We start from the raw sequence: 15,059 nt of genomic DNA on the forward strand, positions 1-15,059 counted from the left end.
CATCTGAACGCATTACCCCCAAGGACTGGCTGGCGCAACAGCCGCTGCAAAGCGGCGAGCGCCTGTACCTGATCATCAGCGCCGCCAGCGACGCCGACGCGCTGAAAACCCTGTACCTCACCGAACCCACCGCCCAGCTCCTGCCGATCTGGGGCGGCACGCCCTACTCCACCTGGCAACCGGTGATGCCCTACCTCACCGAACTCAAACCGAATTCGGCCTTCCTGCCCTGGATCGCCGAAACTGATGCGCTGGACTGGGGCTGGCTGGCGACATCGCGTTCAGCGCCGAACGAAGTGTTCGAACATCTGCGCAGCCTGACGCAGGTGAAGATGCCGGACGGGACGGAGGTTTTTTTCCGCTTTTGGGATGGGCGGCATATTTATCCGATCCTGCGGGGGCTTGGGGAGAAGGCTGGAGAAGTGCTGCCGGTGTTTGAGCGGTATCTGATCAACGGGCAGGCGCTGGAAGTGGGCACGCGGGTCGTGCCGAAGGTGCGGGACTGGCCGTGGTGGGAGGTGCCGAAGGAGTTGCTGGATGGGTTGATGGCAGAAAATCCATCCACCGTTATCGGCAACATGCTGCAGTGGCTACAGGAGGAACACGCCGATCTGTATTTCTCCTTTCCCGAATCGAACCTGAAACAAAAAGTGGCGCGCTTTGTTAAACGCACGCCACTCACGGAAGAAAACTTTACCGGGCTGTTGAAGGCCTATCTGGAAAAAGAGGTGGTGGTATGAGCGTTTTAATGGGCGGGATCGTTGGCGGTCTCACAGCAAAACAACCCGATGCTCAGGCCATCATCAACGACTTCAAGAAGTGCCTGAAGGATTACCGCGAGCATGCCGAAGCCTGGTACGGCGGCATTCTGGATGCGGAGCAGCAATTCAAAGTCGGTGACGAAGTTGGCACGGCTGACAAGGACAGCAAGAAGGAAAATACCCTTTATGCCAACTGTCCTGCGAACGGCAAGCTGGTGCTGATCCATAGTTTCGAGTCCGCGCGCTTTGTGCCGATCGGCAATACGCCAGTTCAACTGACACCGGTCGTCAATGGTCGCTTCATCGGCAAAAACGAAGTTGGACCGACCATCAATAAAACCATTGATGCATCAGGGATTCTTGAAGTTTCAGGCCTTACTCCCAATCAGCAATACAAAATCACCTTCTTCCCGAATCCTACGCGTGCCCAGATCGACAGTTTATTCAACTCCTACCAAGGTGTGATCGGCGAGCTGGGTGGCTGGCTACAAACCCAATGGAGCACCAGCTTCCTGCCGCTCTGGCAAGCTCACACCGATGCCTCCCTTGGAGGTCGCGCCTTGCAGGAGCTGGAAGCGGCCTGGGAAGGCTTCATGAAAGCGATTATGGGATTGTGGGGCGATATCAAAAGTCTCTACGACCTCATCGCCCATCCTCGCGAAAACTACGAGAAGCTGAAAAACTTTTTCACTGAAGAACAGATCAAGAAAATTTACGACGCCTCTGCCGACGCTATTCACACTGCTTTATTGATCGCGAGCGATGAGCCGTTGATGTGGATATACGTCGCGGCCATCGTGGCCTGGGTGAAAATGCTGCCGCCGCAGACTTGTACCGAAGTGCTGGCGCAAATGTCGACAGAGTTCCTGCTCAACATTTTGATCGGCGTTGTCTTGACTGGTGGTCTTGGCTTGGCCGTACGCGTGGGTACAAAGGCCGTCAAAGGGGTACAAAGCAGCGGCAAAGTCATAAAGCTGATTGAAGACTTCACCGGCATGTTGATGAAAGTCAGCAAGTCCAAAGCGACGCCCCATACCGAAGCATCGAAGCCGTTGCTACTCAATGGTGATTCGAAATTCAATCCGGCACGCAAAGCGGATGTTCAGATTGCGCCCCCCAAACCCGCCGAAACGGCCACAGCTCCTAAAAGCAGGCCACCGATCACTGGCGGAAGTGATTCGAATTTCAATCCGACACCCAAAGCGGATGTTCAGATTGCCGCTCCCAAACCTGCCGAAACCGCGACAGCTCCGAAGAGCAAGCTACCGGTCACCGGCGGAAAACTGGAATCCGATGCGCAGATTCAAACCCGTAAAAAAGATGAGCCAGCCTCACGGATCGAGCAAGTAGAGACCGTCGACAACGCCCCCGAACAGCCGAAGAACCCAGCAAAAAAACCTGCACAATGCGTCGACGACACATGCTCAGACGGCGAACCAGTATCGATGGTGACCGGTGAAGAGTTACTGACGCTCACCGATGGGGAACTGGGTGGCCTGCTGCCTTTTGAGTGGACACGCCTATACCGAAGCAGTGCAGTCGAAATTGATAGCCGCCTCGGCTATGGCTGGAGTCATTCGCTGTCTCATCGCTTGCAGATCGACGATGAGGGTGTGCTGTGGACGGACAACGAGAACCGGCAAACCCGTTTTCCGATGCCCACGGAACAGCGGCCGGCCATCACTAACAGCCTGGCTCAGGCAGCGATTTATCTAGGTAATGAACCCGGCGAACTCATTTTGACCCAAGCCGGGGCAAAAACCCGCTTCTACCATTTCCGTGCCGGTCGACTGACCGCGATCAGCGATGCTTACGAAAATCGTCTGCACATCAGTTATGACTTCGTTGATCGTATCCAGCGCATAGATAACGGCGCAGGGCGCGCCCTTTTGCTGCGCTACGAAGACAGACACATCGTTGCTGTCGACCAACAGCAACAACGCCACGAATACAATGAACGCGGCGAACGCCAAGACCCATGGCTGACGATTCATACCCTCGTCACCTACCGATACAACGCACTCAATCAACTGATTTCTTCCACCAATGCGATCGGCGAAACCGAGCATTACCGCTACAACGATCAGCACGTCATCCTTGAGCGACAAATGGCCGGAGGGGCTAGCTTCTTCTGGGAGTGGGAGCGTGAAGGCAAGCTGTCCCGATGCGTGCGTCACTGGGCCAATTATGCGCAGATGGAAGCGCGTTACGAGTGGGACGATAAAGGCTCGGTCATTGTCCATAACGCTGACGGCAGTGAGCTGGTCTATGTGCATGACGAAAATGCACGCCTGGTCAGTGAGACCGCGCCCGACGGTGGTGAAACGCAGAACGCTTATGACGATCAGGGTCGACTGATTGCTGTTAAAGATCCCATGGGAGCGATCACCGAGTATCAGTACAGCGATGCCGGACGCTTGATTGCAGTGATTCCACCGGAAGGTGTTCCGACGCGTTACAACTACTTCAACGGTCAACTTATTGATGTCCAGCGCGGCAAGGCCCGCTGGAAATACGAACGCAACCGTCAGGGCGATATCACCCAACAAACCGATCCTGACGGCAACGAGACCTTCTACAGCTATGACCGTCAGGGACGCTTGCTGGAGATCCGTCACTCCGACGGCAGTCGTCATCAACTGGGCTGGAACAACCTCGGCCAATTGCTGGAAGAACGCCTGCCGGATGGAGGTCAACGCAAGTATCGCTACGATGCGCTCGGCCGGCAAATCACTCGCCAGGACGAATTCGGAGCGATCACCCAATACCAATGGGATGTCGTCGACCGCCTCACTCAGGTCACCCTGCCCGGCGGCGCCACACGTGCGTTTACCTACAACCCGTATGGCCGCGTCACCGCCGAACGCGACGAGCTCGGGCGGATCACCCGCTACGAATACGCCGACAACCTGCACCTCGTCAGCCGCCGGATCAATCCCGACGGCAGCCAACTGCGCTATCGCTACGACAACTCGCAACTCAACCTCACCGAGATCGAAAACGAGCGCGGCGAACGCTATCAACTCGATTATTACTCGAACGGCCTGATCCAGCAGGAAACCGGTTTCGATGGTCGACGCACCGCGTACGAGTACGACCTCAACGGCCAACTGCTGAAGAAAACCGAGTTCGGTGACGACGGTAGTGAACTGGTTACCGAATACCAGCGCGATGCCGCAGGCCGTTTGCTGGTCAAGACGCTGCCCGATGGCGAAGAGATTCATTACAGCTACGACGCACTCGGTCGCCTGGTAAACGTCGACGACGGCCATTGGCCGCTCGCTTATGAATACGACGTGCAAGATCGCTTGATCACCGAACATCAGGGCTGGGGCACCACGCGTTACGCTTACGACAAAGTCGGTCAGCTCAGCCACTGCCGTCTGCCCGATGGCTGCACGCTCGATTACCGTCATTTGTCCGGTGGACGGCTGAGCAGCATCGACCTCAACGGCTCTCGCCTGACCAGCCACCAGTTCAACGCCGGTCGCGAGCAACAACGCCAACAAGGCTTGCTGCTTAGCCAATACCAATACGATGAACAGGGCCGACTACAGGCCCACAGCGTCAGCCAACGGGACAAGCACCTGTTCCAGCGTCGCTACAACTACGATGCCAACGGCAACCTCGCCGGTATTAACGACAGCCGCAAAGGCAACCGCAGCTATCACTACGATCCACTCGACCGACTGATCAGCGTACGCGGCGCCATGCCAGAGAGCTTCGCTCACGACCCGGCAGGCAACCTCCTCGGGCAAAATGACCTGCCCGCAGCCAACCTCGCCAACGTCAAAGGTAACCGCCTGCTCATGCAGGGCGACCGCCACTACGACTACGACGCGTACGGAAATTTGATCCGCGAGCGTCGCGGCAACGGCCAAAAGCTCATCACCGAATACCGCTACGACTGCCAACACCGCCTGATCGGCGTAAGCCTGCCGGGTGGCAGCACCGCAAGCTACAAATACGACGCCTTCGGCCGCCGCATCGAGAAAACCGTCGACGGCCACACCACTGAATTCCTCTGGCAAGGCGAACGCCTCATCGCCGAAAGCGCAGAAAAACGTTATCGCAGCTACATCTACGAGCCGGGCAGCTTCCGCCCGTTGGCGATGCTCGACGGCGAAGGCCCACTAAAGGCTGCCCCGTTCTACTATCAACTCGACCACCTTGGCACTCCGCAAGAGCTCACCGACTACAGTGGCGAAATCATGTGGTCGGCAAAGTACCGCGCCTACGGCAATCTCGCAGCGCTGGATATCAGCGAAATCGATAACCCGCTGCGTTTTCAGGGTCAGTACTTCGACGTCGAGACAGGGTTACATTACAACCGCCACCGCTACTACAATCCGAGCACTGGGCGGTTCTTGACGCCGGACCCGATCAAGCTTGCGGGTGGGTTGAACAGCTACCAGTACGTGCCTAACCCTACGGGGTGGGTGGATCCGTTGGGGCTGGTGTGTAAACAGACAAACGGTGCCACTCCGAAAAAGCCTCCGCAAAAAACGACCCCGCCCGAGGTTGGCGAGACACTTAAATTTGAGCATTTCGAGCAAGCGCGCAATAAGGCACTTGAATGGCTTGAAAGCAATGGATTCAAAGCAGAAAAGCCAACCATTGGGAAGTTTGGTACAAATGCCGGGAAGGTTGTAGGCATGCAAACCGCTGACGGCAAGACTGGCTATCGAATCGAATATGATGAAAGAAGCGGCGCACATATAAACGTTTGGTCAGGAAAAAAGCCAGCACCACATTACCTTTTCAATGCAAGCGAAAAAACCGTATTAAAATTACTAAAGGCATTTAAAAAATGAGCTACTTCGACGAAGAACTTGAGAAAGAATTGTTAGAATCCAGCATTAACTACATGAAACTTAACAATGATGCGCATGACAACGCCGTCTCACATATCAATAGAAATTTTCCGTTTATTGGATCAAAAATCGCTTGGAGCTCACTTCCCAACAGCATATCGCATTCAAAAAACACTATTAACAAAGCCATTGAAGAAATTTCAGAAAAAGCAAAAGACCTCAAAATAACTGAGATTACCTTTATCGGCGACTCGCTAACAGAGAATGCTTACAAATTCCACACCGCCGATCTTAAAAAAATAATAATGACATTCTCTGAAATACCGCAACACACCTATTTTTTCTCCGAGCAGTTTAGTTTGATAGGTTGCATAAGCAGCGAGGGCGAAATCAATTTTAGTGAGACCACTTAAACATGACACATAGCAGAAAAATAGGGGAAATCGATTTTCTATTGAAATAAATCCGCCCCCATTTGCGCCATTCAATCAGAGAAAACAAATATAAAAAACAGGATAATCACACTCATCATCGAAGATACTCTGAAAGCACTCGCAAACATTGAATTTACCTTGATTTTTCTACAAAAAATGGGAAGTTACTATAGCGACAAACCGGTTAAAGAATATCAAAAACTACAACCGAGCTCATTAACGATGACACGTCACTCAGCGACCAATCCAAGATCAAAAAATCATCAGCAAAAATTTTGCCCCAATTCCTGGTGAGGATTGACATGAATGACATAGAGCGTCATGTGGAGGGAATTGAATTCTGGAAGCCTTGAATGATTAGCCGTACGAAGAAATCGGCTGGGCCGCCTGATACGCGTGAAAAACACATCACTGAAACCTTCAAGGCGACTGTCAACTTAAACTCCCCATTCAAGAATAATGAAAAACAGAAAACTTATGCTCAACGCATAATCACCAGATCACATCTCTGCGACCACTCTCACGGATTAAATAACCAAAGGACTGTTATCTTGAAACACTTGAGCCGCACTCTCGCCTTGCTTTTAGCCTTCACCTTCTCCCTAAGCGCAATCGCGCTGTCACTACGATCCGAACAACGTCCCGACGGCACAACTGCCTTGTTGCTCACAAACGAAGCCAGTCCAGAACGGGCTTCCAAGCTTAACCAAGACCCGGCGGTTCGCTCTGCACTCGTTAATTTTTTTGGGTACCAAACCGGAAGTTACACCAATGACAATACGATGATCGTGCAGCAGGTTCTTGAAGCGCTCGATTCGGAAATGTCGACGTTTGTTGATGGTGTGCCTTCCGGCATAAAAGTAATCACCGCCATGGACGACGGTAATAATGGATTTGAGCGCGGCGCATTGCTGCTGGACGACAAGGGGCAGTTGCTCGCCGTAGGACTGGTCAATGGCCACTGCACCGTCAAGTCTCGCGAGGAACCATTGACTTGTAACGATGCGCCGGAAACCGTGCTGACCATTTTCCAGCCAGAAGGCGCCGGCAAGTCTGACGCCGATGCTTTGATCCCCTGGAGTAAGCAACTGCCTCCTATGATGGCGCTGTGGGCGGAGAGTGACGATCCAGAACGCCGAGCCGCTGCGCAGAAGATTGCCCACGTTGAGTACATCGTGACTCAGCCGAAACAGGGAGCCTGGACTGCGGCTCAATTACCTTCCGATTTTCCAAAAGCGATGCTGCCGTTGCTTCCGCAGCGAGCTCACTTGATTGGCGCCGGCGCTCACGGTGTCTTTACGACACCGGGTATGGAGGGCACGTCAATTGACGGTGACTGGGACAAAATAGCCGGACGCCCTCAGCATGAATATGAGGTCATTCTCAGGACTTTTACCGAATACGCGGATGTTATCGACTTCTATCAGCAACATGCAAAGGACGCCGAAGTCAGCGGCAACGAGCGCAAAGCGCTCGTTGAAGGCCGCATCAATGGTGGTACCTATAAAGTAGAAATCACCAATAGAAAAGAAGCCGGCACAGTGATCACGTTTTCCGCTTGGCGGCAGGAGGTCTAATTCATCTCTGAAGACAGAGCGATCATGTGGTCGCTTTGTCTTCTGAGCAAAAGGGACTGAGTAAAAGAGGACAGATTTCTTTCTTCAAACTGAATATAAATCTGTCCCCTTTTCTTAAGGCAGGCTGCTCAGAGCTGATGGGCGCTGTCAGCCCAATAGGAAAGTGGAAATAACCTGAATGATAATTGAACTTGACGGCCTATCCATTTCTTCCGAGCAGGATTTCCACAAGCGGATAGCTTCTGCATTTTCTTGGGCTCAGTACTATGGAAACAACCTAAATTCTCTGTGGGATTTGCTCAGTACGGACGTGGAGCGTCCGATTGAAATAGTATGGAAAAATTCGAAAGAATCTGAACAAAGCATGGGCGAAACTTTTAAAAAAATGATATTTATATTCGAGCGAACAGAAAATCAGGACATATCCCTGGGCTTAGATGAAAAATTCGAATACAAATTAAAGTAAAAAAATTGATACTTGCCAGCGCATTTATTCAACGCTGCAGTAAGCACGATTATCGTTTGAATGATCAGAGCAAAGTATTCACGAATGCAAAGATTCGGAGAGACCCAATGAGATCAAAACTCGAATACAAACTCCAACCCATCCGAGTACCAAGCGGCTGGACAATAACAATCAACAATCTGTTTGAGGTGCAGCTGACACCGGAGACTTGCAACTGGTTCTCTAGTTCGGTACTGATCGGAGGAGTCCGCCAGAGTACCGGCCATTGCTTTGACACGAGAGTCGAGCCCGAAGGGGATCCCGACGGAGAATTTGTGATTGATATGCTAACGATCGAATACGATAGAAGAGGTGAGCCAATCAAAAACTCCGAAAAGTTTCTAGGTGAATTCAGAACCAAAAGCAAAATCGAATTCATTGAAAGAATTGAAGATTTTATGATTGAGGCTTGATTACATCATTGTTCACGAATCAAAAAGATTAAAAACGGCTTTCCGAGCTAAATCTGTATTGACGCCTCAATAAGCGACACAGGAAAAATCGCAGCACAACACTGCGATTTCTCACCCCATAGAATCAATCTGCCGCCAACCGCACCTGCCTCTCCAACTCCACCTTCAACCCCGGCTCCAGCTTCAACTGCCGTGCCAGTTCATCCAGATAGCTCTTCTCCATAAAATTCTCCTCATCCACCAGCATCACACTGGCGATGTACATCTCCGCCGCCATTTCCGGCGTGCTTGCCGCGCGGGCGACGTCGGTGGGGTCGAGGGGTTTGTTGAGTTCGGCGTGGAGCCAGTGTTGCAGCTCCTGGTCGTTGTCGAGTTTGGTGAATTCGCCTTCGATCAGTTCGCGCTCGCGCTCGTCGATGTGGCCGTCGGCTTTGGCGGCGGCGACCAAGGCTTTGAGGATTGCCTGGCTGTGCTGCTCGACTTGCGCGGGTGGCAGGCGGTCGAGGGTTTGTGGTTCGCGTTGGGGTGCGCTGCCTTTCTGGGCGTTGTAGTTGCCGTAGGCCTTGTAGGCCAGCACGCCCAGCGCGGCGAGGCCGCCGTAGATGGCGACTTTGCCGCCGACCTTGCGGACTTTTTTGTTGCCGAGCAGCAGGCCCATCGCGCCAGCGGCCAATGCGCCGCCGCCCGCGCCGGAGAGCAGGCCGCCGAGGCCGCTGGAGCCTGACGAGCCGCCGAGCAAGCCGCCCAGTCCGCTGGCAGCCGACTTGTTGGAAGCGCCACCAGTCTTGTTCTGCAGCATTTCCTGCCCGGACTTGAGCAGTTGATCGAGCAATCCACGGGTGTTCATGTTCCGTCTCCAAACAAGGGTTATCCGGATCTAAGGCCCTCAGCCTAGTTCGAAAGTGCCCGACCCCGACCTGCGAGTGTGCTTCGAGATGTTGCTCGCCACTCAGAAGGGCATGTTTCAAGCGTTACCCAATTGAAAAGGGGCAGGCCTCTCGGCCTGCCCCCTTCTCCCCTCCCCCTTAGAATCGCGAAACACTGCGCATCGCATCCACCAAATACCGCATGGCGATCCGGTCGCTCTCTGACAGCTCTCGATAACGTTCCACCAGTTTCAGTTCCTCGGAGTTGAGGCGGCGTCTTCTGCGCCCGCCGCCCAAGCAAGGGAAGATGCCTAACATTTCGGTGATGCCTTGTATTTTTGCCATGGACGATGTCCTTCTCTATTGAGTCAAGAAACTGCTGAACCTCACATCGCCCTGCCTCTTCGAGCAGCGTCGTGTGCCCCGCCGGCACGAAGGCTTGTATCCGGTCTTGCCCATAGAATAGGAATTAAATCGGCGTTGAAAAGTGGTTTTTAGAGTAATTAATCGAAAAAAGCAGATATGCCCTCTAAATCAGAGAGCCCTGTCAGAAAAATTACAGACATGTCTTGTTTCAATGCCAGATGACACGGTGCAAACAACCCTTTTTGCCCGACAATCGAACCGATTAAGCTAGCGGGCATCTGTTTATAGTCCGTTGCGTTTGGCCGAAGGCATGACCGAACCGTTATTTCCGATCCGACACGTGCCAGGAAAGGCGCGGGATTGCACACGACAGGTTGTATTTATGCACCGCAGGAATTTGCTCAAAGCGTCCATGGCCATTGCGGCCTATACCGGTCTTTCCGCGTCGGGCCTGTTGGCCGCTCGCGCTTGGGCGGCCAATGGTGGCGCCGCCGATGGCGAGGCCCAGGCCTTCGATTTCGAGTCGTTGAAGCGTCAGGCCAAGCAGCTCGCCGGCAATGCCTATCAGGATACGAAACAGGTATTGCCGCCGACCCTGGCGACCATGACTCCACAGAATTTCAACGCGATCCGCTATGACGGCGAGCATTCCCTGTGGAAGGAGAACAAAGGCCAGCTGGACGTGCAGTTCTTCCACGTCGGCATGGGTTTCCGTCAACCGGTGCGCATGTACAGCGTTGATCCGAAGACGCGCATGGCTCGCGAAGTGCATTTCCGTCCGGCGCTGTTCAATTACGAGAACACTTCGGTCGACACCCAGCAGCTCAAGGGCGACCTGGGTTTCGCCGGTTTCAAACTGTTCAAGGCGCCGGAGCTGGATCGCCATGACGTGGTGTCGTTTCTCGGCGCCAGCTATTTCCGCGCAGTCGACGCCACTGGCCAATATGGCCTCTCCGCACGCGGCCTGGCCATCGACACCTACGCGAAGAAGCGCGAGGAGTTTCCCGACTTCACCAAGTTCTGGTTCGAAACGCCGGACAAAAACGCCACGCGTTTTGTGGTCTACGCCCTGCTCGACTCGCCGAGCGCCACTGGCGCCTATCGCTTCGACATCGATTGCCAGGCCGAGCGCGTGGTCATGGAAATCGACGCGCACATCAACGCTCGAACCACCATCGAGCAACTCGGCGTGGCGCCGATGACCAGCATGTTCAGCTGCGGCACCCACGAACGTCGCATGTGCGACACCATTCACCCGCAAATCCACGACTCCGATCGCCTGGCCATGTGGCGCGGCAATGGCGAGTGGATCTGCCGTCCGTTAAACAACCCGGCGACGCTGCAATTCAACGCATTTGCCGACAAGGACCCGAAGGGCTTTGGCCTGGTGCAGACCGATCACGAATTCGCCAACTATCAGGACACTGTCGACTGGTACAGCAAACGCCCGAGCCTGTGGGTAGAACCTACAACCGCCTGGGGCGAAGGCTCTATCGATCTGCTGGAAATTCCTACAACCGGCGAGACGCTGGATAACATCGTCGCGTTCTGGACGCCGAAGAAACCAGTGGCTGCCGGTGATTCGCTGAATTACGGTTACAAGCTGTACTGGAGCGCACTGCCACCGGTGGGCACGCCACTGGCAAGGGTGCACGCGACGCGTTCGGGCATGGGCGGCTTCACCGAGGGCTGGGCGCCGGGTGAGCACTACCCGCCGGTCTGGGCCCGGCGTTTTGCCGTGGACTTCACCGGTGGCGGCCTCGAGCGCCTGCCACAGGGCACCGGGATCGAGCCCGTGATCACTTGCTCCAACGGCAAGGTGCAGGACTTCAGCGTGCTGGTGCTGGATGACATCAAGGGTTATCGGATTCTGTTCGATTGGTACCCGACCAATGACAGCGTCGAGCCAGTGGAACTGCGCTTGTTCATTCGCACCAACGATCGCACGTTGAGCGAGACCTGGCTGTACCAGTATTTCCCGCCGGCGCCGGACAAGCGTAAATACCCTTGAGGTTATAAGGCGGCTGTTCTGGCGTCATTCGCGAGCAGGCTCGCTCCCACAGGGGTCAGCATTCCTATTGTGGGAGCGAGCCTGCTCGCGAAGAGGCCCGCCTGACAACGCAAACTTGTGCCGAATAGAAAAGCCCCGACCATACCGGCTCGGGGCTTTTGCTTTCCAGCCTTCAATCAATCACGCAAATCAGACTCATGAATCGGCTGATCGCGATGGGTCGCGCGCTGATACTGCGCCGGCCACACCGCCTTGCGCCCGCCCAGATCATCATCGGCGTGCAGCGGCCAGTACGGATCACGCAGCAGCTCGCGGGCGAGGAAAATGATATCGGCCTGACAGGTGCGCAGGATGTGCTCGGCCTGCGCGGGCTCGGTGATCATTCCGACAGTGCCAGTGGCAATGCCTGACTCCTTGCGTACACGCTCGGCGAAGCGCGTCTGATAACCCGGCCCGACCGGAATCTCCGCGTTGGCCGCAGTCCCGCCCGACGACACGTCGATCAGATCCGCGCCAAGGGTGTGCAGACGCCGCGCCAGCTCCACGGTCTCATCCGGATTCCAGCCATCTTCAACCCAATCGGTCGCCGAAACGCGGACGAATACCGGCAGTTCTTCCGGCCACACCGCCCTCACCGCTTCTGTGACCTGCAGCACCAAACGGATGCGATTCTCGAACGAACCACCGTACTGATCGCGGCGTTGATTGCTCAGCGGCGACAGAAACTGATGCAGCAGATAGCCATGCGCGGCATGCACCTCGACCACGCTGAAACCGGCCGTCAGCGCGCGTTTGGCCGCGTCGACGAAGGCCTGGATCACTTCAGCGATCTGCCCTTCATCCAGCTGTTTCGGCTGCGTATGCTGCGGATCGAAAGCAATCGGCGATGGCCCGACCGGGGTCCAGCCGCCATCTTCGGGTTTGACGCTGCCATGCTTGCCGATCCACGGCCGGTGAGTGCTGGCCTTGCGCCCGGCATGGGCCAGTTGAATACCGGCGACCGCGCCCTGGGCGGTGATGAAGCGGGTGATGCGTTGCAGCGGAGCGATCTGTTCGTCATTCCACAGGCCGAGGTCTTCGGCGGTAATGCGCCCGTCGGCAGTGACCGCCGTGGCTTCGGTGAAAACCAGCCCGGCACCGCCCACCGCGCGGCTGCCCAAGTGCACCAGATGCCAGTCGTTGGCCAGGCCGTCGACGCTGGAGTACTGGCACATCGGCGACACGGCAATGCGGTTGGGCAGGGTCAGTTGGCGAAGGGTAAAGGGTTCAAGCAGCAGACTCATGGGGCACCTCTCGAATCAGTGGGCAGGCTCCAGGGTTCTGTTTGAAAAGTCGACGAGTGACAGAAAAAGGGTGCAGCACCCGCCCCCGCGGGCAAAAAATTCGACAAGACGTCACAAGGCCAATCAAGCAGTGCTTAGAGCCTAGTCGACAACCGGGAATGACGGAGGGTTCAGAGTAATTCAGTGTGTGAGGACGCTTCGCGAGCAGGCTCGCTCCCACATTTGGAATACATTCCCTGTGGGAGCGAGCCTGCTCGCGAATGGCGTCAGCGCGGTTCGATGTGAGCAATCATCAACTGCACAGTCTCGTTGCCACGAAACTCGTTAACGTCAAGTTTGTAGGCCAACTCGACCCACTGAATCGTCGGGTTCGGCCAGATATCCCGATCGATCCCAAACGCGATGCCATCGAGTTTCACCGAGCCGCATTCGCTTTTCAGCACCACTTTCAAATGCCGTTCGCCAACCACGCGCTGCTCGACCAGCTGAAACACGCCGTGAAACAGCGGCTCGGGAAAATGCTGACCCCACGGCCCGGCGTGGCGCAAAGCGCGGGCCAGTTCGAGGTGGAACTCTTCGACGGCCAGCGTGCCGTCCGACAACATGCGCCCGGTGAGGTCTTCCTCGCGAAGTTGCCTACGCACTTCGGCGTCGAATGCCTCGGCGAACAGCGGAAAATTCTCCTGCGGCAAGGTCAGACCAGCGGCCATCGCGTGACCACCATATTTGGCGATCAGGTTTGGATGCTGCGCCGCGACCACGCTCAGCGCATCACGTATATGGAAGCCCTGCACCGAACGCCCGGAGCCCTTGAGCAAGCCATCACCAGCATCGGCGAAGGCAATGGTCGGGCGGAAATAGCGTTCTTTCATGCGGGAAGCGAGAATGCCGATCACACCCTGGTGCCACTCCGGATCGAACAGGCACAGACCAAACGGCATCGATTCGACCGGCAGATCCTTGAGCTGCGCCAGGGCTTCACGCTGCATGCCCTGCTCGATGGATTTGCGATCCTGGTTCATGCCGTCCAGTTGTGCAGCCATTTCCCGGGCCAGATTGGCGTCGGCGGTGAGCAGGCATTCGATGCCCAGACTCATGTCGTCCAGACGTCCTGCGGCGTTGAGGCGCGGGCCGACGATAAAGCCAAGATCGGTGGAAGTGATCCGCGCCCCCTCTCGCTTGGCGACTTCGAGGATCGCCTTGATCCCGGGCCGCGCCCGCCCGGCGCGAATCCGCTCCAGACCTTGATGCACGAGGATACGGTTGTTGGCATCCAGCGGCACCACGTCCGCGACGCTACCCAGCGCTACCAGATCCAGCAGCTCGCCAATGTTCGGTTGCGGGTTGCTCTCGTACCAGCCGAGGCTGCGCAGGCGCGCGCGCAAGGCCATCAATACATAGAAAATCACCCCGACGCCGGCCAGTGCCTTGCTCGGAAACTCGCAGCCCGGCTGGTTCGGATTGACCAACGCGTCGGCCTGCGGCAGTTCATCGCCGGGCAAGTGGTGGTCGGTGATCAGCACTTTCAGCCCGGCGCGCCTGGCCGCCGCGACGCCTTCGACACTGGAAATGCCGTTGTCGACGGTGATCAACAATTGCGGTTCGCGGGTCAACGCAACTTCGACGATTTCCGGAGTCAGGCCATAGCCGTATTCGAAACGGTTCGGCACCAGATAATCGACATGCGCCGCGCCCAACAGGCGCAAACCGAGCACACCGACGGTGCTGGCGGTGGCGCCGTCCGCGTCGAAGTCGCCGACGATCAGAATGCGCTGGCGTTGCTCCAGTGCCGTCACCAGCAGGTCGACCGCCGCATCAATGCCTTTGAGCTGCTGAAACGGGATCAAGCGCGCCAGACTCTTGTCCAGCTCCGCTTCCGATTGCACGCCCCGGGCCGCGTACAGGCGGGTCAGCAGTGGCGGTAGATCACCAAGGAAAGGCAGCGTGGCAGGCAATTGACGAGGTTCGATACGCATGGGGCGACGGAGACTTCTCTTTGATTCGTGGGAAATATCAGCGGTGTCGCGAC

General features: G+C 55.8%; 11 protein-coding genes. 7 read left to right on the forward strand and 4 right to left on the reverse strand.

Features of this window, described 5'->3' with window-relative positions:
* The 6 genes from AEQ63_RS18790 to AEQ63_RS18815 all read left to right on the forward strand — a co-directional run.
* Nucleotides 1-740: DUF4123 domain-containing protein (locus AEQ63_RS18790; protein ID WP_236705266.1), on the forward strand; the 740-nt coding region annotated here is incomplete at its 5' end.
* Nucleotides 737-5,575, forward strand: coding sequence for an RHS repeat-associated core domain-containing protein (locus AEQ63_RS18795; protein ID WP_064364372.1), 4,839 nt, complete (start codon nt 737-739; stop codon nt 5,573-5,575). The genes AEQ63_RS18790 and AEQ63_RS18795, both read left to right, overlap by 4 nt.
* Nucleotides 5,572-5,988, forward strand: a complete 417-nt coding sequence (locus AEQ63_RS18800) for a hypothetical protein (RefSeq protein WP_064364373.1) — start codon at nt 5,572-5,574, stop codon at nt 5,986-5,988. The genes AEQ63_RS18795 and AEQ63_RS18800 overlap by 4 nt, the downstream gene beginning before the upstream one ends.
* A 374-nt stretch (nt 5,989-6,362) precedes the next feature.
* Complete coding sequence (locus AEQ63_RS18805; protein WP_231982450.1) at nt 6,363-7,586, forward strand: hypothetical protein; 1,224 nt, start codon at nt 6,363-6,365, stop codon at nt 7,584-7,586.
* A 178-nt stretch (nt 7,587-7,764) separates the two neighbouring features.
* Complete coding sequence (locus AEQ63_RS18810; protein ID WP_064364374.1) at nt 7,765-8,052, forward strand: barstar family protein; 288 nt, start codon at nt 7,765-7,767, stop codon at nt 8,050-8,052.
* 107 nt (nt 8,053-8,159) lie between these two features.
* The gene (locus AEQ63_RS18815; RefSeq protein WP_064364375.1) at nt 8,160-8,504 is read left to right on the forward strand and encodes a hypothetical protein; all 345 of its coding nucleotides are present in this window, start codon (nt 8,160-8,162) and stop codon (nt 8,502-8,504) included.
* Between the two features lie 124 nt (nt 8,505-8,628).
* On the opposite strand, the gene AEQ63_RS18820 is transcribed toward AEQ63_RS18815, so the two are convergent.
* On the reverse strand, nt 8,629-9,351 hold the full coding sequence (locus AEQ63_RS18820) for a tellurite resistance TerB family protein (protein ID WP_064364376.1): 723 nt from the start codon (nt 9,349-9,351) through the stop codon (nt 8,629-8,631).
* Between the two features lie 178 nt (nt 9,352-9,529).
* Nucleotides 9,530-9,715 carry a hypothetical protein gene (locus AEQ63_RS18825; protein WP_016771524.1) on the reverse strand — a complete coding sequence of 62 codons (186 nt, stop codon included), beginning with the start codon at nt 9,713-9,715 and terminating at the stop codon, nt 9,530-9,532.
* Nucleotides 9,716-10,118: 403 nt separating this feature from the next.
* On the opposite strand from AEQ63_RS18825, the gene AEQ63_RS18830 reads away from it, so the two are divergent.
* The gene (locus tag AEQ63_RS18830; protein WP_064364377.1) at nt 10,119-11,747 is read left to right on the forward strand and encodes a glucan biosynthesis protein D; all 1,629 of its coding nucleotides are present in this window, start codon (nt 10,119-10,121) and stop codon (nt 11,745-11,747) included.
* 176 nt (nt 11,748-11,923) lie between these two features.
* Here the strand turns inward: AEQ63_RS18830 and AEQ63_RS18835 are convergent, their stop codons facing one another.
* Nucleotides 11,924-13,030, reverse strand: a complete 1,107-nt coding sequence (locus AEQ63_RS18835) for an NADH:flavin oxidoreductase/NADH oxidase (RefSeq protein ID WP_041478189.1) — start codon at nt 13,028-13,030, stop codon at nt 11,924-11,926.
* A gap of 266 nt (nt 13,031-13,296) precedes the next feature.
* Nucleotides 13,297-15,006, reverse strand: coding sequence for a single-stranded-DNA-specific exonuclease RecJ (recJ, locus tag AEQ63_RS18840; RefSeq protein WP_064364378.1), 1,710 nt, complete (start codon nt 15,004-15,006; stop codon nt 13,297-13,299).
* Between the last annotated feature and the right edge of the window lie 53 nt (nt 15,007-15,059).

Source organism: Pseudomonas sp. RIT-PI-o, from assembly GCF_001297215.1.
Classification (GTDB): domain Bacteria; phylum Pseudomonadota; class Gammaproteobacteria; order Pseudomonadales; family Pseudomonadaceae; genus Aquipseudomonas; species Aquipseudomonas moraviensis_A.

What these genes read in the sequence shown, in the direction of transcription:
- AEQ63_RS18795 (WP_064364372.1), top strand. Translation starts at nt 737, where the DNA reads ATGAGCGTTTTAATGGGCGGGATCGTTGGCGGTCTCACAGCAAAACAA.
- AEQ63_RS18825 (WP_016771524.1), bottom strand. Translation starts at nt 9,715, where the DNA reads ATGGCAAAAATACAAGGCATCACCGAAATGTTAGGCATCTTCCCTTGC.
- AEQ63_RS18830 (WP_064364377.1), top strand. Translation starts at nt 10,119, where the DNA reads ATGCACCGCAGGAATTTGCTCAAAGCGTCCATGGCCATTGCGGCCTAT.
- AEQ63_RS18805 (WP_231982450.1), top strand. Translation starts at nt 6,363, where the DNA reads ATGATTAGCCGTACGAAGAAATCGGCTGGGCCGCCTGATACGCGTGAA.
- AEQ63_RS18800 (WP_064364373.1), top strand. Translation starts at nt 5,572, where the DNA reads ATGAGCTACTTCGACGAAGAACTTGAGAAAGAATTGTTAGAATCCAGC.
- AEQ63_RS18820 (WP_064364376.1), bottom strand. Translation starts at nt 9,351, where the DNA reads ATGAACACCCGTGGATTGCTCGATCAACTGCTCAAGTCCGGGCAGGAA.
- AEQ63_RS18810 (WP_064364374.1), top strand. Translation starts at nt 7,765, where the DNA reads ATGATAATTGAACTTGACGGCCTATCCATTTCTTCCGAGCAGGATTTC.
- recJ (WP_064364378.1), bottom strand. Translation starts at nt 15,006, where the DNA reads ATGCGTATCGAACCTCGTCAATTGCCTGCCACGCTGCCTTTCCTTGGT.
- AEQ63_RS18815 (WP_064364375.1), top strand. Translation starts at nt 8,160, where the DNA reads ATGAGATCAAAACTCGAATACAAACTCCAACCCATCCGAGTACCAAGC.
- AEQ63_RS18835 (WP_041478189.1), bottom strand. Translation starts at nt 13,030, where the DNA reads ATGAGTCTGCTGCTTGAACCCTTTACCCTTCGCCAACTGACCCTGCCC.